16 protein-coding genes and 1 tRNA gene are annotated in these 20,270 nt (G+C 36.2%); 10 read left to right on the top strand and 7 right to left on the bottom strand.

Going from position 1 to position 20,270, the window contains the following annotated elements; genetic code table 11:
- The first annotated feature begins 149 nt into the window (after positions 1-149).
- The gene (gene carA / locus J3U09_RS09050; RefSeq protein WP_267357959.1) at positions 150-1,304 is read left to right on the top strand and encodes a glutamine-hydrolyzing carbamoyl-phosphate synthase small subunit; all 1,155 of its coding nucleotides are present in this window, start codon (positions 150-152) and stop codon (positions 1,302-1,304) included.
- Position 1,305: 1 nt separating this feature from the next.
- Entirely contained in the window at positions 1,306-4,521 is a 3,216-nt protein-coding gene (gene carB, locus J3U09_RS09055) for a carbamoyl-phosphate synthase large subunit (protein ID WP_267357961.1), read from the top strand.
- A gap of 260 nt (positions 4,522-4,781) precedes the next feature.
- Here the strand turns inward: carB and J3U09_RS09060 are convergent, their stop codons facing one another.
- A complete protein-coding gene (locus J3U09_RS09060; protein WP_267353801.1) occupies positions 4,782-5,204 on the bottom strand; it encodes a GFA family protein in 423 nt (140 codons plus the stop codon).
- 213 nt (positions 5,205-5,417) lie between these two features.
- Between J3U09_RS09060 and J3U09_RS09065 the strand changes: the two genes are divergently transcribed.
- A tRNA-Met gene (locus J3U09_RS09065) sits at positions 5,418-5,494 on the top strand.
- A 40-nt stretch (positions 5,495-5,534) separates the two neighbouring features.
- Here J3U09_RS09065 and metF read toward each other — a convergent pair.
- The 3 genes from metF to J3U09_RS09080 all read right to left on the bottom strand — a co-directional run bounded on the left by metF (position 5,535) and on the right by J3U09_RS09080 (position 9,518).
- Complete coding sequence (gene metF / locus J3U09_RS09070; protein WP_065562711.1) at positions 5,535-6,410, bottom strand: methylenetetrahydrofolate reductase [NAD(P)H]; 876 nt, start codon at positions 6,408-6,410, stop codon at positions 5,535-5,537.
- Between the two features lie 98 nt (positions 6,411-6,508).
- Positions 6,509-8,782, bottom strand: a complete 2,274-nt coding sequence (metE, locus tag J3U09_RS09075; RefSeq protein WP_267353802.1) for a 5-methyltetrahydropteroyltriglutamate--homocysteine S-methyltransferase — start codon at positions 8,780-8,782, stop codon at positions 6,509-6,511.
- Positions 8,783-8,966: 184 nt separating this feature from the next.
- Entirely contained in the window at positions 8,967-9,518 is a 552-nt protein-coding gene (locus J3U09_RS09080; RefSeq protein ID WP_065733689.1) for a YagU family protein, read from the bottom strand.
- Between the two features lie 277 nt (positions 9,519-9,795).
- On the opposite strand from J3U09_RS09080, the gene J3U09_RS11005 reads away from it, so the two are divergent.
- From J3U09_RS11005 to J3U09_RS09105, 6 genes are all read left to right on the top strand, one after another.
- On the top strand, positions 9,796-10,158 hold the full coding sequence (locus tag J3U09_RS11005) for an AraC family transcriptional regulator (protein WP_416380063.1): 363 nt from the start codon (positions 9,796-9,798) through the stop codon (positions 10,156-10,158).
- Between the two features lie 116 nt (positions 10,159-10,274).
- A complete protein-coding gene (gene recN / locus J3U09_RS09085) occupies positions 10,275-11,936 on the top strand; it encodes a DNA repair protein RecN (RefSeq protein WP_267357962.1) in 1,662 nt (553 codons plus the stop codon).
- A gap of 49 nt (positions 11,937-11,985) precedes the next feature.
- On the top strand, positions 11,986-13,215 hold the full coding sequence (gene coaBC / locus J3U09_RS09090; protein WP_416380064.1) for a bifunctional phosphopantothenoylcysteine decarboxylase/phosphopantothenate--cysteine ligase CoaBC: 1,230 nt from the start codon (positions 11,986-11,988) through the stop codon (positions 13,213-13,215).
- Positions 13,199-13,657, top strand: a complete 459-nt coding sequence (dut, locus tag J3U09_RS09095; RefSeq protein ID WP_065733692.1) for a dUTP diphosphatase — start codon at positions 13,199-13,201, stop codon at positions 13,655-13,657. The genes coaBC and dut overlap by 17 nt, the downstream gene beginning before the upstream one ends.
- Before the next feature lie 2 nt (positions 13,658-13,659).
- Positions 13,660-14,247, top strand: coding sequence for a nucleoid occlusion factor SlmA (slmA, locus tag J3U09_RS09100; protein ID WP_255305725.1), 588 nt, complete (start codon positions 13,660-13,662; stop codon positions 14,245-14,247).
- Between the two features lie 60 nt (positions 14,248-14,307).
- Positions 14,308-15,144 carry a mechanosensitive ion channel domain-containing protein gene (locus tag J3U09_RS09105; protein ID WP_065562705.1) on the top strand — a complete coding sequence of 279 codons (837 nt, stop codon included), beginning with the start codon at positions 14,308-14,310 and terminating at the stop codon, positions 15,142-15,144.
- A 57-nt stretch (positions 15,145-15,201) separates the two neighbouring features.
- Here the strand turns inward: J3U09_RS09105 and cysE are convergent, their stop codons facing one another.
- Positions 15,202-15,963: a serine O-acetyltransferase gene (cysE, locus tag J3U09_RS09110; protein ID WP_065562771.1), complete on the bottom strand. Its 762-nt coding sequence runs from the start codon at positions 15,961-15,963 to the stop codon at positions 15,202-15,204.
- A 174-nt stretch (positions 15,964-16,137) separates the two neighbouring features.
- Positions 16,138-17,379: an oligosaccharide MFS transporter gene (locus J3U09_RS09115; protein ID WP_267357965.1), complete on the bottom strand. Its 1,242-nt coding sequence runs from the start codon at positions 17,377-17,379 to the stop codon at positions 16,138-16,140.
- Positions 17,380-17,574: 195 nt separating this feature from the next.
- Here J3U09_RS09115 and J3U09_RS09120 point away from each other — a divergent pair, with 195 nt between their 5' ends.
- Positions 17,575-18,579 carry a LacI family DNA-binding transcriptional regulator gene (locus tag J3U09_RS09120; protein ID WP_065733694.1) on the top strand — a complete coding sequence of 335 codons (1,005 nt, stop codon included), beginning with the start codon at positions 17,575-17,577 and terminating at the stop codon, positions 18,577-18,579.
- A 36-nt stretch (positions 18,580-18,615) separates the two neighbouring features.
- Here the strand turns inward: J3U09_RS09120 and J3U09_RS09125 are convergent, their stop codons facing one another.
- Positions 18,616-20,085: a glycoside hydrolase family 32 protein gene (locus J3U09_RS09125; protein ID WP_267357967.1), complete on the bottom strand. Its 1,470-nt coding sequence runs from the start codon at positions 20,083-20,085 to the stop codon at positions 18,616-18,618.
- Positions 20,086-20,270 lie beyond the last annotated feature (185 nt).

A 20,270-nucleotide genomic window follows, 5' to 3' on the forward strand; every position in this document is an offset into this window, starting at 1 on the left:
TAGATTTTATTATTTAATTATTTTTTATAATAACGCTTTTTTTGTTTAAAAAATTGTAATAAAATGACCAATTAATGAGTTGCTGAAAAAGCATTTATGTGAATTATTATTCATAAATAGTGTTTATTTAATCAAAAGGTCTCTTAGCCATGCAAACTTATGCCCTCCTTATATTACAAGACGGTTCACAATTTATCGGTAAATCAATCGGTGCTGATGGAGAAACTGTTGGTGAGGTCGTTTTTAATACCTCAATGACAGGTTATCAAGAAATACTCACCGACCCTTCCTATTGCGAGCAATTGGTCACGTTAACTTACCCCCATATAGGTAATGTCGGCACTAACAATGCCGATGCTGAATCTAATCAAGTTTATGCAAAAGGGCTGATTATTCGTGATTTACCACTATTAGCCAGCAATTATCGCAATGAGCTCGATTTATCGAGCTATTTAAAACAGCATAATGTTATTGCCATTGCCGATATCGATACTCGCCGTTTAACTCGAATCTTGCGTGAAAAAGGGGCTCAGCATGGCGTGATTATCACCGCAAACGATAGAGAAACTTTACTTGAAAAAGCCGATACTGCTAAACAAATGGCGATCGATTTTAAAGGATTATCCGGACTGGACTTAGCCCAAAAAGTCACCTGTACAAAAAGCTATTTGTGGACACAAGGTGTATGGACAAGAGAGCAAGAACACCCAGTAGCAAAAAACGCCTTGCCTTATCATGTTGTGGCTTATGATTTTGGCGTAAAACGTAATATCTTACGGATGTTAGTTGAACGTGGTTGTAAATTGACCATTGTTCCGGCAAAAACCTCTGCGCAGGAGGTATTAGCATTAAATCCTGACGGTATATTCCTATCAAATGGTCCCGGTGATCCGGCACCTTGTACTTATGCCATTGATGCCATTAAACAGTTTTTAACTACTGACATACCGATATTTGGTATCTGTTTAGGGCATCAACTGTTAGCGTTGGCTTGTGGTGCAAAAACCATAAAAATGAAATTTGGACATCATGGTGGTAATCATCCGGTTAAAGATCTTGAAAATAATCGAGTCATGATTACCGCCCAAAATCATGGTTTTGCCGTTGATGAAATGAGTTTACCGACTCACTTACGTGTGACGCATAAATCACTGTTCGACGGTTCGCTACAAGGCATTCATCATAATCAAAAACCGGCTTTTAGCTTTCAAGGCCACCCCGAAGCGAGTCCCGGGCCTCACGATGCCGCCCCACTATTTGATCACTTTATCGAATTAATTAAAATTTATAAGCAGGAGCAATAACATGCCTAAGCGAACAGATATTAATAGCATTCTCATTATTGGCGCTGGCCCAATTGTTATTGGTCAAGCTTGTGAATTTGATTATTCCGGCGCTCAAGCTTGTAAGGCTCTGCGTGAAGAAGGTTATCGGGTTATTTTAGTCAATTCTAACCCTGCCACCATTATGACCGATCCGGAAATGGCTGATGCAACCTATATTGAGCCGATTGATTGGACAACGGTGAGTAAAATTATTGAACAAGAAAGACCCGATGCCATTTTGCCCACCATGGGCGGACAAACAGCGCTCAATTGTGCGTTAGAACTGGATAAAAGAGGCATTTTAAAACAATTTAATGTCGAGATGATCGGCGCTACCGCTGATGCAATTGATAAAGCTGAAGATCGCAAACGTTTTGATCAAGCCATGAAAAAAATTGGTCTTGATACTGCCCGTTCCGGCATTGCTCACTCATTAAAAGAGGCTTATGCCGTACTTGAACAAGTTGGCTTTCCTTGCATTATCCGCCCTTCTTTTACTATGGGGGGAACCGGTGGCGGGATTGCTTATAACACTCAAGAATTTGATGAAATTTGTACCCGAGGACTTGATCTGTCACCGACCAATGAACTCCTCATTGATGAGTCATTAATTGGTTGGAAAGAGTACGAAATGGAAGTGGTACGAGATAAAAATGATAACTGCATCATTGTCTGTTCGATTGAAAATGTTGACCCTATGGGCATTCATACCGGGGATTCCATTACCGTTGCGCCAGCTCAAACACTAACGGATAAAGAGTATCAAATCATGCGTAACGCATCGATAGCGGTACTTCGTGAAATTGGCGTTGAAACAGGTGGTTCGAATGTACAATTTTCGGTTGATCCTAAAACCGGACGCTTGATTGTAATTGAAATGAATCCAAGGGTATCACGCTCATCAGCATTAGCATCTAAAGCAACCGGTTTTCCAATCGCAAAAATTGCAGCCAAACTTGCGGTTGGCTATACCCTTGATGAGCTATCTAATGATATTACCGGAGGTAAAACGCCAGCGTCATTTGAGCCTTCAATCGACTATGTGGTGACAAAAATACCCCGCTTTAATTTCGAAAAGTTTGCCGGGTGTAATGATCGTCTAACAACCCAAATGAAATCAGTGGGTGAAGTGATGGCTATTGGGCGGACTTTTCAAGAATCATTACAAAAAGCGCTACGAGGGCTTGAAGTCGGTGCGTGTGGTTTTGATCCGAAAATTGACAATTATGATGATGAAAAAAATCTCAGCAAAATACGTTATGAACTGCAAGAAGCGGGCGCTGAACGAATTTGGTATATTGCTGACGCTTTTCGAGCCGGCTTTAGTTTAGATGAAATTTTCACATTAACGAATATCGATCGCTGGTTTTTAGTGCAAATTGAAGAACTTATCAGCCTTGAAAACCAACTAAAATCGCAATCATTCGCTCGCCTTAATTCAGAATCATTATGGCAACTTAAGCGTAAAGGTTTTTCAGATTTACGTATTGCTAAACTGTTGAATGTTGAAGAACAAGACGTTCGTGATCGACGAAACCAATACGATATTCATCCTGTATATAAACGAGTTGATACCTGCGCGGCGGAATTCTCGACCGATACAGCTTATCTTTACTCAACCTATGAACAAGAGTGCGAAGCTAAACCACAATTCATTCGCCCTAAGATTATGATATTAGGCGGTGGACCTAATCGAATTGGACAAGGTATTGAGTTTGATTACTGTTGTGTACATGCAGCGCTGGCGCTCCGTGAAGACGGTTATGAAACAATTATGGTTAACTGTAATCCGGAAACGGTATCTACCGATTATGATACCTCAGATCGACTCTACTTTGAGCCAGTCACACTGGAAGATGTGCTTGAAATTGCTCACGTCGAAAAACCAAATGGCGTAATCGTACAATACGGCGGGCAAACACCATTAAAATTAGCCAGAGCGCTTGAAGTCGCTGGGCTACCGATTATTGGTACCTCGCCAGATGCGATAGATCAAGCTGAAGATCGCAAACGTTTTCAGTCGATTGTCGATAAGTTAAAGTTAAAACAGCCAGTTAATGCAACGGTTACCGATATTGAAGATGCGGTGATTAAAGCCGAACAAATTGGCTATCCATTAGTGGTCAGACCGTCTTATGTGCTTGGTGGTCGAGCAATGGAAATTGTGTATAACGAGCAAGATTTAAGGCGTTATTTTAAAACCGCAGTCAGTGAATCGAATAATGCTCCAGTACTACTTGATCACTTTTTAGATGATGCTATTGAAGTTGATATTGATGTGATTGCCGACGGCGAGCAAATCGTCATTGGCGGTATTATGGAGCATATTGAACAAGCGGGTATTCACTCGGGTGATTCTGCTTGTTCATTACCAACATATACTTTAAGCCCGGAAATTTTAGACCAATTGCGCAAGCAAGCTAAACAGTTAGCGTTAGAGCTTAATGTAAAAGGGCTTATGAATGGACAATTTGCCGTCAAAGATAACCAAATTTATTTGATTGAAATCAACCCTCGAGCCGCTCGCACCGTGCCATTTGTGTCGAAAGCTACCGGTTTGCCACTAGCGAAAATCGCTGCACGAGTTATGACCGGGAAATCACTTGCTAAACAAAATATCACCGAAGAAGTCATACCGCCTTATTACTCAGTAAAAGAGGTGGTATTACCGTTTAATAAATTTAGTGGCGTTGACCCAATTTTGGGGCCTGAAATGCGTTCAACCGGTGAAGTGATGGGAATTGGTAAAACTTTTGCCGAAGCCTTTGCCAAAGCACAACTTGGTAGCTTATCAAGTATGAAAAAATCAGGAAAAGCTTTGCTATCTGTTCGTGATCAAGACAAAACTCGCTTGTTAGCGATCGCTAAACGATTAATTGCACATGGCTTTAGTATTGATGCTACTTTTGGTACTGCTAAGGCATTACAACAAGCTGGCATACCCTGCCAAATGGTTAAAAAAGAGAATGAAGGGCGCCCCAATATTCATGACCATATTAAAAATGGCGAATATAGCTATATTCTCAATACCACATCTGGACGGGCTGCTATTGAGGCATCGAAAATCCTACGCCGTAGTGCTATTCAATATAAAGTTCATTACGATACCACGATGAATGCGGCTTATGCCACAACTGCCGCTTTAGACTGCGATCCAGCACAATATGTTGTTTCATTGCAAACACTTTATACATAAATATTGGCTAAAAAGTAAGCCTGTAAAATACATAGCGGCTGACAGATTTGCGCAAAACAAGAACCTTAGTACGATTAAAATATAGTACTAAGGTTGATTTAAAAATGGTGATAATTTGCAGGCTTTTCGCACTTGTATTAACTTTACGCTAAATAAACCTTAATCACTTGCCATTGACTAATGTTGCATCTTATTTATTTGCTATATCCAAATTATAAGTAAATTTTTATTTAAATTGTCGACGATTTAATTAATTGTATTTATTTAGAATTTTGATTGACTATAGCTAAAATATCGGCCTCTGTCAGTTTCTGCGTCGGATTAGCAAAAGCGTAACAAGTTGGTTTTTTGTCAATAAAGACCTCTGATGTAAAATCCAAATTCTTAATATCATTAAAAATCCAGGCAGCAAGATAATAATTTTGTGTGCCGGTTAAATGATAATAAAGGTGAGATCCGCACTGCTGACAAAATGCTCTTTCAGCCCATTGTGATGAAGGATAATGATGTATATTGTCTTGACCTTCTACGGTAAGCTCACCGTTATACATTAATGACATAAAAGGTCCGGCACTCCACTTCCGACAGGTTTCACAGTGACAGGCACTTAAATGTAAGTTTTTGAAAGGGACAACCAACTTAACTTTGCCACATAAACATGTCCCATGATACTCAGTTGACATAAATACTCCTTTTTGAATGAAATGAATAATTTTTACTCAAACCTAAATCATTATAACTAAAAAACAAGCAAATCTTGTCAAGAAGTTTCAGAAACACCCTACGTTTTAGTAAAAAAACCGTATTTATTTGTTTAAAAATGTTTAAAATTAGCTCGCTTAAGCAAAAAGGTATTGCTTTATTATTTTATTACTATAATATAGCCACCTCTTTGACGCGGGGTGGAGCAGCTTGGTAGCTCGTCGGGCTCATAACCCGAAGGTCGTTGGTTCAAATCCAGCCCCCGCAACCAATTCCTCAAAAATCTATTCTAAATTATTCTTAATAATAAACTATTCTGATTTCGGTACAGCCAGTAGCGTTGATACAGCTTCACTAATTCTTCTAGCAATATAGCTATTATTCATGGTGTACAAATGGATACCGTCAACATTTTGTGAAACTAAATCAACAATCTGATCGATAGCATAAGCAATACCGGCGTCACGGAACGCATCAGGGTGATGCTCGTATTTCTCCATCATCTGTTTGAATTTCTTCGGTAGATTTACGCCACACATCGATACCATACGTTCAATTTGGTTTTTGTTCGTTACCGGCATAATCCCTGCTTCAATTGGTACATTAATTCCCATATCACGGGCTTTGTCTAAGAAAGTATAAAAATAGTCATTATCAAAAAATAGCTGTGATATGAGTTGATCTGTTCCTGCACTCACCTTTTCTTTTAAATGTATTAAATCTTGTTTTAGCGTTGATGCTTCAAGATGTCCTTCAGGATAACAGGCCCCAATCACATTAAAATCACCATTTTCTTTAATAAATGAAACCAGCTCGCTGGCATAGCGAAAATCATCTTTAGGTGTAACTGTTGGGCTAATATCGCCTCGCAAAGCAAGCACATTATCGATACCGGCACATTTAAGATCATGAAGAATTTTTTGCATTTCTGCTTTATCAAAATTAATTCCTGGCAAATGAGCAACACTTTCAATGCCATAAGTATGTTTGACAGCGTGGGCGATATCAATTGTCGTTTGACCATTCAAACTACCACCTGCGCCATAAGTAACACTGATAAAATCAGGTTTGAAGTAACCAAGTTCACGCAATGTGCTATAGATTGTCTCTAAAGGTGACGTTTTTTTAGGGGGAAAAACTTCAAAAGAGAACACGGTTTTTTTATTAAAGAGTAAATTTGTTTTCATCTGTATCATCCATTGGTGTGATTACTATTATCCTTACTGACATTTCCGCCGCCAAAATCGGCGGCGGAAATTAAGGTAAAGCAAATTAATTAACGCTGTTAATTAAGCGTTTTTCGAACTTCTAATGTTGCTTGAACTAAATGTTCTAAACTTGCAACAACTTCTTTCTCACCACGAGTTTTTAAACCACAATCTGGATTAATCCAAAGTTTTTGCTTGTCAATTTTTGCCAGTAACTTCTCAATTGTTGCTTTGATTTCAGCAACCGGTGGCACACGTGGTGAATGGATATCATAAACACCCGGTCCAACTTCAGTTTTAAAGTTATTGGCTTTAAGTACATCAATCAATTGTAGATTAGAACGTGATGCTTCAAATGAAATCACATCAGCATCCATGGCATCGATATCTTTGATAATGTCAGCAAATTCGCTATAACACATATGTGTATGAATTTGTGTATCAGCTTGTACTTTGCTGTGCACTAATCTAAATGCCGGAATAGCCCAATCAAGATATTCACTATTCCAATCAGCTTTACGTAATGGTAATTTCTCTTTTAACGCTGCTTCATCAATTTGGATGACTTTAATGCCGGCCGCTTCAAGATCTAACACTTCATCACTGATTGCTAAACCAATTTGGAATACTGACTCTTTTTGTGAAATATCTTCACGAGGGAACGACCAGTTAAGGATCGTCACTGGGCCAGTTAACATGCCTTTAACGGGTTTGTCAGTTAGGCTTTGTGCATATTGTGAATATTCAACGGTAATTGGTTTAGAGCGTGAAATATCACCCCATACAATTGGTGGCTTAACACAACGAGTACCATATGATTGCACCCATGCTTTTTCAGTAAAGACAAAACCATTTAAGCTTTCACCAAAATACTCAACCATGTCATTACGTTCAAATTCGCCGTGAACTAACACATCAATACCAATCTGTTCTTGAAGCTTGATGCATTCTGCAATTTTTTGTTTGTTAAACTCGGTATATTCATTTAAACAAATTTCACCTTTCTTGAATTTTGCACGGTTTAAACGTACATCAGGTGTTTGCGGAAATGAACCAATCGTTGTTGTAGGTAATAATGGCAAATTAAAGGCTTTTTTCTGTGCTGCTTCACGTACTGAAAATTCTGGTAGACGGGTAAAATCAGACGCTTTTAAAGCCGAAACTTTTTGACGTACCGTTTGATTTGCTCCTTCACGCTCACGCGTAAATAGGGTTTGATTTGCTTTGTAAGCCGGACTATTTTCAAAATTCGAGTCTTTGACTAATTCACCAAGTTCAGCTAACTCTTGTAGTTTTTCTTGGGCAAAAGCAAAATAAGCTCGTTGTTGAATCGTCAATTTAGTTTCGTTTTGTAATGTATAAGGTACATGCAGTAACGAACAGGAAGTATTAATCACAATGTTTGCCGCTTTTTGCTTAATTTTTGCGACTAATTCCAATGTTTTTTTATAATTATTTTTCCAAATATTTTTACCATTTACCACACCAGCAAATAACACTTTATCAGCCGGGAAACCATGACTTTCAAGTAATGCTAAGGATTGTTTACCTTCAACAAAATCAAGTCCGATACCGTCAAATGGTAACGCCACTAATTGTTGGTAACAATCACGCACATCGCCAAAGTAAGTTTGTAAAACCACTTTGGTTGTACCTTTAACGGATAAAATTGACTGATAAAGCTCATTGAATAAAGCGATATCTTCATGAGTTAAATCCGTCACTAAAATTGGCTCATCAATTTGTATCCACTGCGCACCAAGTGCAGTAAATTTCTGAATAATTTCTTGATAGGCTTTAATAATATCGGCTTTAAAATCAACTAGCTGTTTATTACCTAAATACTGTGCTAATTTGAAAAAGGTTAATGCGCCAATCACAACCGGTTTGGTTTGAATACCTAATGCTTTGGCTTCTTGATATTCGTCAAAAGGTTTGGTACTGGCTAGTTTTATTTGTAGTGAATCTTCAATTTCTGGCACTAAGTAGTGGTAATTAGTGTTAAACCATTTTTTCATTGCCAGCGCTCGCACATCACCTTTTTCACCTTGATAACCACGCGCCATGGCAAAATAACGATCGAGTTCAGGTAAGCCTAAATCTTGATAACGTTTAGGGATAACATTCAGTAAACAGGCCGTATCTAATACTGCATCATAAAATGAAAAGTCATTAGATGAGATTAAAGCAATTTTATGTGATGCTTGTTGTTGTAGATGTTCAGCACGTAGGGCTTTTGCTTCATTTAATAATTCAGCTTGGGTTTTGTTACCTTTAAAATAAGCTTCGGTTGCAAATTTAAGCTCACGAAGTTTACCAACACGAGGATATCCAATAACTGCAGTATTCATTTTCTTTTCCTTATTTAGCATTTAGCACTTTTCTTTAGTGGTTAAAAAGATAGCAAAAAAAAATGTTATTGAATAATTCTAGTTTTTTATCAAAAGATATAGTTTTTAACTATATCAAAAGATATAAAAAAATCCCTCTGTTTTTCAACAGAAGGATTGAAACAGATGAAAATTAATAAACTAACTACTGGCGCCATTCGCCACGGATTGGTCTTGAAAAATGAGCAAGCACAGCGATCATACAGATTTCGATTGATACGCCCCAATAGATATGCCCTAAAATTTCACTCCAAAGTTCATAACCATTTAGGTTCCATAACCAACCAACGGTGCCTTCCGGATCATAAGCGGGATGACGAAAACCTAATAGCGGAATTAAAAAACCGTGCATCATAACGGTAATGATAATGCCATAAAATGCACCATACCATAATCGAATATTATTCCAAAAGTAGGCAATAAATACATAAACGAAGGCAAAGGCAAAACTAAATAACCAGTGATAAAGTGTTACTGCGCCGGAAACGATTGCCGTTTGGTAAACATAATCAAGTGAATGAGAATTAATGCCTAACCAACCAAGCCATGCATCAATGTGTGCCGCAGGTGGTGAAATTTCCCCAGGAACACGAGGAGGCATATTAACTTCAGAACCCCATTTAACCAGTGCGCTAATGAATCCACCAATCAGAGTAGTCCAAACAATAATTTGACGATTTATTTTATTTCCAAACATTTAAAAATACCTTTATAGTTTAAAAGTTTGTAAATTATATCCGTAAGAAATTTTAGAATAAAGAACAATAAGCCGAATTAATCGAGTACAAAAGTTATTGTTATAATTGGTAAAAATTATTTATTAAGTGCCTTTTTTTAGCATAGCTTAAAAGTGCGAATAAGTTTTCCATGGATTTAGGTTATGAATGTAGAAATTGTACAATCTCCTGCATTAGCCGTCATTGAACATTATTATTCCCCTTTATTAGAGAATAACACTCTAAAAAATTTATTAAATAGCGACAAGAAAACAATTTTTAGATAGTCAAAAGTATCAAAGTTATGGTATTCATTATACCAATCCCAACACGACGCCTCTCAGTGAGCATCATGTCGATTTTGCAATATCGATAAATTGCACAATTCCCCCAAATGATTACGGAATCATCAATAAAAAAATACCACAACTTCGTTGTGCCAAGGCAAGGGATATTGGCTCTAGAGAAAATAATCAAGCCATTATTTACTTACTTGAAACATGGCTTCCACAAAGTGGCGAGCGGATAGGGAACTTTCCTCCAATTTTCCATTATGTAAATGTCGGTTTAAACATTCAACCACAAGAGATGATCACTGATGTTTATTTCCCATTAGCGTAAATTAATTATTATCTTTTTAAAAATTAATGCTTATAAAAATAATTAACTGTATTTATTTACAGTGTTTTTGCTGTTATACTGCCAATATGGTAACCAACCTTATGTATTAATTTATTATGATAACGCAATTGACTATTAATAATTTTGCTATCGTCGATCAGTTGTTAGTTGATTTTACAACAGGGATGACCGCAATTACGGGTGAAACAGGCGCAGGTAAATCGATTGCGATCGATGCATTAGGGCTTTGTTTAGGAAATCGTTCTGATGCTTCAGCTATTCGTAATGGAGCTGATCGGGTTGATATTTCAGCCAGTTTTGTTCTTGATGATACTCCAGCAGCATACTCCTGGTTAACCGAAAATCAACTTGATGAAGGTAATGAATGTATTTTAAGAAGAGTTATCAATCAAGATGGGCGTTCGAAAGCATTTATTAATGGGCGTGCTGTTCCTATCTCACAATTAAAAGATTTAGGACAAATGTTAATACAAATTCATGGCCAACATGAACATCAGCGTTTATTACGAAGTGATTATCAACAAATTTTACTTAATCATTATATGAATGAGCCGACACTATTGTCGAATATGCAACAAGCTTATAAACAATGGAAATCTGCAAGCCAAGCTTATCAACAATATCTTTCTTCCAAACAAGAGCGTGATGCTCATGTTCAGTTATTACAATATCAATTAAAAGAGTTAAATGAATTTTCACCAATTGAAGGTGAATATCAACAAATCGATGAAGAATATAAAAAATTATCCAATAGCGAACAGCTAATTAATCTTAGCCAACAATCTATCATGCTATTAGATGAAGCAGACGAATATAATGTCAGCAACATGCTTAATAGTGTTAAACAAAGTATTCATGAGTTGGTCGCATTAGATCCTTCACTGAATGATGTTTTAGCTATGTTAGAAGATGCCGCTATTCAAATTAAAGAAGCTAGCTATGAATTACGCCATTATAGTGAGAGCTTAGAGCTCGATCCGGCAAGAGTGATGCAACTTGAACAACGCTTGTCTAAACAAATTGCTTTAGCGCGAAAACATCATGTTTCTCCTGAAGCATTACCTGAGTTACATCAAAATTTACTTAATGAATTTAAGCATATTAATCAACAAGATGAACAAGGTGAACAGTTAAAAGAAGAGATCAAAAAGTATCAACAAATTGCGATAGAACTGGCTGCAAAATTGCATCAAAAACGATTAACAGTGAGTAAAACGTTGGCTAAAAAAGTAATGGCTATTATGCACGATTTATCTATGCCAAACGGTCAATTCAGTATAGATGTTATATTTGATGAAAATCGATTAAGTGAAGATGGCGCAGACCAAGTTTCTTTTTTAGTGAGTACTAATGCTGGGCAAGTCGTGCAGCCATTAGCCAAAGTTGCATCTGGTGGTGAATTGTCTCGTATCGCACTAGCCATACAGGTTTTGACCGCGCAAAAAATGGATACCCCAGCGTTGATTTTTGATGAAATTGATGTCGGTATTAGTGGACCAACAGCGGCTAAGGTTGGGCAACTGTTAAGGCAACTTGGTGAGTCAACACAAGTCATTACGGTAACGCATTTACCACAGGTAGCGGGTCAAGCTAATCAGCACTATTTTGTCAGTAAGCAAACGAATGGTAAACAAACATCGACAGATATGCAAAGATTAGATGAAAACGGACGTTTAAATGAACTTGCTCGGTTGTTAGGTGGGGATAAAATTACAGATGCAACGCTTGCCAATGCGAAAGAGTTACTTATTATCTAATTTAATTATGGTAATATATCGCCTTTAATTGGGATCGGAGAATAACGAGATCATGAGTCTATCTGGTAAACATATTTTATTAGGGATAACTGGTGGCATTGCTGCTTACAAATGCCCTGATCTTGTCCGCCATCTAAAAAAAGCAGGTGCGCAGGTACATGTGGTATTAACTGAGTCAGCGAGCCATTTTGTTACGCCAATGACATTGCAAGCATTGTCTGGTAATACGGTATCAAGTGATTTATTTGACCCTTCTGCTGAACTATCGATGAGTCATATTGAATTAGCTAAATGGGCTGATTTGGTATTAATCGCTCCCGCTACGGCGAATATCATTGCGAAAATGGCAAATGGTATTGCTGATGATCTTTTATCAACAGTGTGTCTTGCAACACCAGCTGAAATTGCCATAGCGCCAGCTATGAACCAACAGATGTATAAAGCTGCTGCAACTCAACAGAACTTAGCGACATTAGCTTCGCGAAATACCTTAATTTGGGGTCCTGATGATGGTTTTCAAGCTTGTGGTGATTTTGGCCCAGGGCGAATGGTTGAACCTGCAACTATTGTTAAGCATGTTGAGAAGTATTTTTCAGCAACGTCAACACTTGCTGGAACCGAGATTACTATTACTGCGGGCCCAACCATTGAAGAGCTTGATCCAGTACGCTATATCAGTAATTACAGTTCAGGTAAAATGGGTTATGCTATTGCTCAGGCAGCTGCTGAAATTGGAGCAACAGTAAACTTAATTAGTGGTCCAGTTAATTTAGCAACACCAAATAATGTGAATCGCATTAATGTAAAAAGTGCTAATGAGATGTATGATGTGGCATTAAAGTTTGCTAAAAAATCATCAATTTTTATTTCTTGTGCTGCTGTTGCTGATTATAGAGCTGAAACTATTGCCACGAAAAAAATTAAAAAAACCGATGATAGTGATGAACTTGTTATTAAATTAGTTAAAAATCCTGATATTGTTGCCAACATTGCTTCATTAAAGAAAGGACGTCCGTTTGTTGTAGGCTTTGCCGCTGAAACCAATAACATAAAGGCTTATGCCCTTAAAAAATTAACCACTAAGAACTTAGATTTGATTTGTGCTAATGATGTGTCTGACAAGAAAATAGGCTTTAATTCTGATCAAAACGCATTAACCCTTTATTGGCAAAATGGTGAACAAACGTTACCATTAAGCAATAAGCAAGAATTAGCAAAAGAATTACTTCAAGCAGTTATAACACGATATAAAGCGAGTCATGATGAAAAGAAAAATTGATATAAAAGTATTAGATAAACGTTTAGGTAACGAGTTTCCACTGCCAACTTACGCAACTGAAGGTTCCGCAGGTATTGATTTAAGAGCGATGTTTGATAAAACAACCGAAATCAAAGCAGGCGAAACAATCTTAACCCCAACCGGATTATCAATGCATATTGCTGACCCTAGTTTAGCTGCATTAGTATTACCTCGTTCAGGCCTTGGTTCAAAAAATGGTATTGTCCTTGGTAATTTAGTCGGTTTAATTGATTCCGATTATCAAGGACAGTTGTTTGTTCCCCTTTGGAACCGAAGTCAAAACCCATTTGTTATTGAGCCAGGTGATCGTATTGCTCAATTAATTATTGTGCCAGTCGTGCAAGCAGAATTTAATATTGTTGATGATTTTATCGAATCAGCGCGTGGCGAAGGTGGATTTGGGCATTCAGGTAAGAAATAATCGTGAGTAGCAAAAATAAAAATCGTAAAGAAGATATACTTCAAGCATTAGCAACAATGCTTGAATCCAATGAGGGAACACAACGAATAACTACTGCTAAATTAGCTGCAACTGTTGGTGTTTCTGAAGCGGCATTGTATAGGCATTTTCCAAGTAAAACTAAAATGTTTGAAAGTTTGATCGTTTATATTGAAGACATTTTGCTTTCTCGCATCAATGTGATTTTGCAAGATGAACCAAAAACATTTACGCGGCTTCAACTTATTTTGGCTTTAATCCTTGGTTTTTCTGAAAAGAATCCTGGGTTGACTCGGATTATGACTGGCCATGCGTTAATGTTTGAGCAAGACCAATTGCAAGAACGAATCAGTCAATTATTTGAACGTATCGAAACGCAGATAAAGCAAGTTATACGAGAAAGAAAAATCCGTGAAGGTGTGGCCTTTACCACTGATGAACGTATTTTATCTAGTCAGTTACTTGCTTTTTGCGAAGGAATGATGGCTCGTTATTCCCGTTCTGGTTTTAAATATCTACCAACAACAAACTTTGAAACCCGTTGGGCTTTATTAGCAAAACAGTTAGTTTAAACCAATTTAATCGCAATTATTCAATTAACTATTTCTGTTATTTTTACAGAGGATAATTTCATGAGTTTTGAAAATATAGTAAACCAGATTTGGTTGTTTATTGAGAAATATGATGGCGTAGTAATCAGTTATATTGCTCATTTTTGTTTTGCCATTCTTATTTTTTTAATTGGTCGAACAATTGCTAAATTTGTTGCTCGTCAATTAAGAAGAATTTTAACTAATCGCCATGTCGATCCGACTGTAGTTAAATTTGTTAGTTCTTTATCTTATTATGCCATTATTGTTATGACGCTAGTTGCCGTGTTAGGTCAACTTGGTGTGCAAACCGCATCAATTGTTGCGGTAATTGGTGCCGCCGGCTTAGCCGTAGGTTTAGCTCTGCAAGGTTCGTTGTCTAATTTTGCAGCTGGTGTCATTTTAATTATCTTTCGCCCATTTAGAGTTGGTGAAACAGTCATTATTAATAATCAGCAAGGTGTTATTGATTCGATTCAAATTTTTTCAACAACTATTGTCACGCCAACGAATGAAATGGTCGTCATTCCAAATGGACAAGTGGTTAGTGCAAATATTATTAACTATACTCGTTTGCCAGAAAGACGTTTAGATATAGTTGTTAATGTGGGATATGATTCTGATATTCAGAAAGTTTATAAAGTATTAAGAGAAGCTGTAAATAAAACTGATAATATTTTAACGAGTAAAGAACCGATTATACGTTTGGATTTGCTGGATGCTTCATCCATGAATTTTAATGTTTTAGTCTGGACGTTAAATGCTAATTATGGACCAGTAAAAGCTGTATTACTTGAGAATATTAAAAATGGGCTAACTGAAAATGGCATTAATATTCCTTACCCAACTATGGATGTAAATCTTAGTTCTCCGTCGTAATTTTCAACTACATTATGTATTCCGTTGTCATTGAACAACGGAATCATTTTTCAAAAATTAGATATCTTGATCCATGTTTAAAGCTGGTTTATCACAATCAGGACAACCAACAATTTTAGCAGGAACACCAGCTACTGTTGTATGTTCAGGAACAGGCTCTAAAACGACTGAACCAGCTCCAATTTTTGCTCCTTTACCTATTTCTATATTTCCTAAAATCGTTGAGTGCGCACCAATCATTACTCCTTCACGAATTTTAGGATGACGATCGCCATTTTCTTTTCCGGTTCCACCTAATGTCACTGATTGTAAAATAGAAACATCATTTTCAATAACTACGGTTTCACCAATGACTATCCCTGTTGCATGGTCAAACATAACACCACAGCCAATTTTAGCTGCTGGATGGATATCAACGCCAAATACAATAGCAATTTGACTCTGTAAAAAAGTTGCTAGTGATTTACGGTTTTGTTTCCAAAGCCAGTGTGCAATTCGATAAGCTTGTAGTGAAAGAAAACCTTTATAATAAAGTAGCGGTGTGGAATAGTAATTGGTTGCTGGATCTCGAATGTAAACAGCAAGTATATCGGTAATCGCTGCATTGATTATGTTGTTATCTGCTTGATAAGCTTGTCTAGCAATTTCTCGAATCTCAATTGCCGGTACAACTTGGGTTGCAAGCTTGTTAGCTAAAATATAACTTAATGCACTACCTAAATTTTCATGATTAAGTAAAGTTGCATGGAAATAGCTTGCTAACATTGGCTCACTTTCAACGAGCTTTGATGCTTCTTCTCGGATTGTCTGCCATAACATGTCCGGTTTAACCACTTTTTTGCTTGTATTCACACCAAGTACCTATATAGATTTAAACGTCAGTCTCAACAATTTATATTGTTTCGCAAACTAAGAATAGAAGCAAGCTTTCTCTATAGATATTATAAAATGGGAACAATTTGTTCCCATTTTTACAACATTTAAGAATGATGGTTATTTTTCTGTTTTTTGTTTATTGTCACTTAAAGTAAATGTTGCAATAAATAAAATGACAAATACTATTGCTGCTAGTACATAGAAAGTAGTTGAATATCCTGTTTTATCAAATAACTTACCTACAATCCATGACAATACAATAACACCTACATTTGATGAGATGTTAAATCCAACTAAGTATAGTGTGGATGATAGTCTCGCATCAAAGTTGGCTACAGCGTATTTAAATACTGCTAGAATAAATAGCGGTGTTTCAATTGCGTGGAAAAGTTTAACTAATGAAATTAGATAAACATTATCTAACGTTGCAGATAATGAGATTCGGCATACCATTACCAACGCTGCTGCTAGTAAAGCTTTTTTTGCACCAATTTTATTAATAAAATAGGGTACTAAAATCATACAAGCTGCTTCTAAAAAAACTTGGAAAGAATTTAAATATCCATAAACTTGATAGCCACTTTCTGGTTTATCAAAGAAGCTAGTATAGAAATTTGGGAATAGTTGCTGATCATATATAGTATAAAAGCTATTAGTACCGATTATAAAAAAGACAAATAACCAAAACTTTTTCATACCAAATAGTGAAAAAATTTCACTCATGGTAGGGATAGATGGTTTTTCCATGACGGCTTGTGTTTTACCGTTTGCCAAAGACTCTTGTTTAGGTTTAAAAACTAAATTGATGGTGAAATAGATAGCTGCAACGCCAGATGCCATCCAGAAGTTAATGTGAGGGTTAATGCCAAATAAAATACCAGCAACAAAAGTTGCAGCAGCATAACCAAATGATCCCCAGAATCTTGCTGGCCCAAATTCAAAACCAAATAGACGACTAATTCGCTCGATAAAAGAGTCAATCAAAGCACATCCAGAAATAAAACCAGCACTTAAGACTGGGGCACCAATACAGACACCCAAAATAAAATCATTTCGAAGTAAAGGCTCATAGACATAAATTAAAAACGGGCCAATAAGTAACATGATAATACTTTGGAAGGTAATTACCGCTTTACCTATCTGCAATTTATCTTGGATAATGCCATAAAAAATCATAAAAAACATGGCTGCAGCAGAGTTAGCAGAATAAACAACCCCTAATTGTTCACCAGATAAACCAATTTGGCTTTTGAGCCAAATGGCATAAAAAGACCACCAAAGTGACCATGATGCATAAAAGGTAACAAGATAGCCTGACGAGAACCAATAATTTCTATTTTGTATTATATCTATATTCATTTTCATTCTCTTTTTATGTTGAAGTTTAACGTTAACATGTTAATGTTAACATTATTGTCATAATTGGAATAAAATAGAAACAACCAATTATCATAAATGTTACTTTCCTCACACTTTTTATCATTTTTATTTGTGGTATCATCATACAAAGCTAAAATTTATTATTATTTTTAATGTGAGCAAAAGGATTCAACTATGGCTTCACTCAAGGATGTTGCTAGATTGGCATCAGTTTCATTGATGACGGTTTCTCGAGCAATCAATAATCCTGACAAACTCAATAAAGAAACATATAAAAAAGTGAAGAAAGCTATTGAGGAGCTTAATTATGTGCCGGATTTATCTGCACGAAAGATTCGAGGAGATAATTCTGGCCCTTATGCTATTGGTGTGCTGGCATTAGAAACGGCGACAACGCCATTCTCAGTTGAATTACTTCAAGCAATAGAAAAAACAGCTCAACAACATGGTTGGAATACGTTTATTGTTAATTTATTTGATGATAAAGATGCTGATCATGCGATTAATACTCTTTTATCTTATCGACCTAATGGTATTATTTATACAACAATGGGGTTAAGAAAAGTTCAACTGCCAGATAAATTGCTCGGTAAAAATGTGGTATTAGCAAACTGCATTAGTGATTCTGAGCAGCTTGCTTGTTACATCCCTGATGATTATTCTGGTCAATATCAAGCGATGCAGAATGTAATAAATAAGGGATATAAAAAACCATTATGTATCTATTTATCAGAAAATACTTTAGCGGGTAAAATTAGGCGTAAAGCTGCTGAGCAAGCATGGTTAGATGCTGGCAACGATTTAAACGATATCAAGAGTTATCATACTTTAATGTCACCTGCAAACCTTTCCCTAGAATATATGATGACGATAGAAATTTTGGCAAAACATTGTGTTAAAAAACCAGATTTTGATGTATTAATTTGTGGTAACGATAGAATTGCTTTTGTTGCTTATCAATTTTTACTTGGTAAAGGATTTCATATTCCCAACGATGTTGCGGTTCTTGGTTATGACAATATGGTTGGTACTGGTGAACTTTTTTATCCTTCACTGACTACTGTACAATTACCACATTATGAAATAGGTCAAAAAGCAGCTCTGCATATAATCAATAGTGAAAGTAAAAAAACTATCACTCACATACCATCACCATATTTAGAACGAGAATCTTTATAACGAAAAAACCACCTTAGTTGGTGGTTTTTTTATAAATTATTCATAAATTGATTTTAATTGCCAGCTATCTAATTTGGTAATTTTTGCTTGTCCATTTTCGGCAAATAAGTTAATTAACCTTTTTGCTGGTAATTTAGGATAAATACGGCTTGAGAGGCTATATAAATCTTTATTTATGAAAACTTCGACTGATGATGCATCAACAAAAATATGTAATGTTAGTTTTTTGGTTTTTGGTAATGGCACACTTCGATAACCTTTTAAGTCAATTCCAGAAAGACTTCGGTCTAGAATGATGCGGTTAGCTTGCCGATCAATGTACAATAAGGTTGCTTGCTTACCATCTGGTGTCGCAGCAAGTTGTAATCCAAAACGTTCAGCATTACTATTGACTAAATCAATTTCAACATTAATTTCACAACTAATTGATTCAATTTTGGTATTTTTTAATTCACTATTTAATTCAATATTAGTTAATGATTGTGGTTTTTCGCGAAGTGCCACAAGTTCTTTAATTGGTCGATTACGAACTCTATTTTGTCGATCTAGGATTAATTCGCGTGGTAAAGTAAATGCTCCCATCCATTTATCATGTTTACTTGGCATTTTTGATTCCCACATATCCATCCAACCAAACATAATACGACGACCATCTGCTGCGAGGAATGATTGTGGCGCATAAAAATCGTGACCAAAGTCCATCTCTTGGAATGATTTGATTATTGAAAATGGTTTACCTGGCTGCCAATCTCCAACGATATAACCAGATTGGAATCGATTTCGATATTGATAACCCTTTGCTTGCATACCTTGTGGTGAGAACATTAATACCCATTTATCTCCTAATGGGAAAAAGTCTGGACATTCAAGCATATAAACATTCGGATCGATATCACTGATAAGAACTTGTTCAAACTTCCAATCTTTTAAATCAGTTGAACGATAAAGTAACACTTGACCAACATCATTGGTTTCTCGCTGACCAACTACCATCCACCATTTACCATTTTGTTTAAACACTCTAGGATCACGAAAATGCATAATCCCTTCTTTTGGTGTAAGTATAGTTCCATGTTTTTTAAAATTAATACCATCTTTACTTGTGGCAAGACATTGAGTTTCTCGGATATGTTCATCATTACCTTGACCATTTAACCATATATGGCCTGTGTAAATTAAGCTCAATTCGCCATTATTATCTACAGCTGAACCTGAAAAACACCCACTCTTGTCATAATCATGATCTGGCGCAATTGCAATTGGTAATCTCCGCCATGTAATAAGATCATCACTTACTGCATGTCCCCAGTGCATTGGTCCCCAATTCTCATTATAAGGATGGTGTTGATAGAAAGCATGATATTGTCCTTTATAATAGACTAAGCCATTTGGATCATTCATCCAACCAGCTTGAGGTGATAAATGGAAATGAGGATAATATTGCTTATTCATTTCTTTTTCTAATTTTTTTATAGCTTGGTTAGCTTTATCAATTGCATTTGTCATAACATTCCCTTCTTTTATCATGAGTTAGATTAATACGATTACATACTACATTAATTTTTTTGTTAACGTTAACTTATAGTGAAATAAACGTTAAAATATGTGATGATAGTCACATATTTTTAACGTTAACAATGATTTTTTTTATAAATGATTTAGTTTATAGTTAATATTGATTATCAACACAT

It is taken from the genome of Gilliamella sp. B2889, from assembly GCF_026536885.1.
Lineage (GTDB): Bacteria > Pseudomonadota > Gammaproteobacteria > Enterobacterales > Orbaceae > Gilliamella > Gilliamella apicola_E.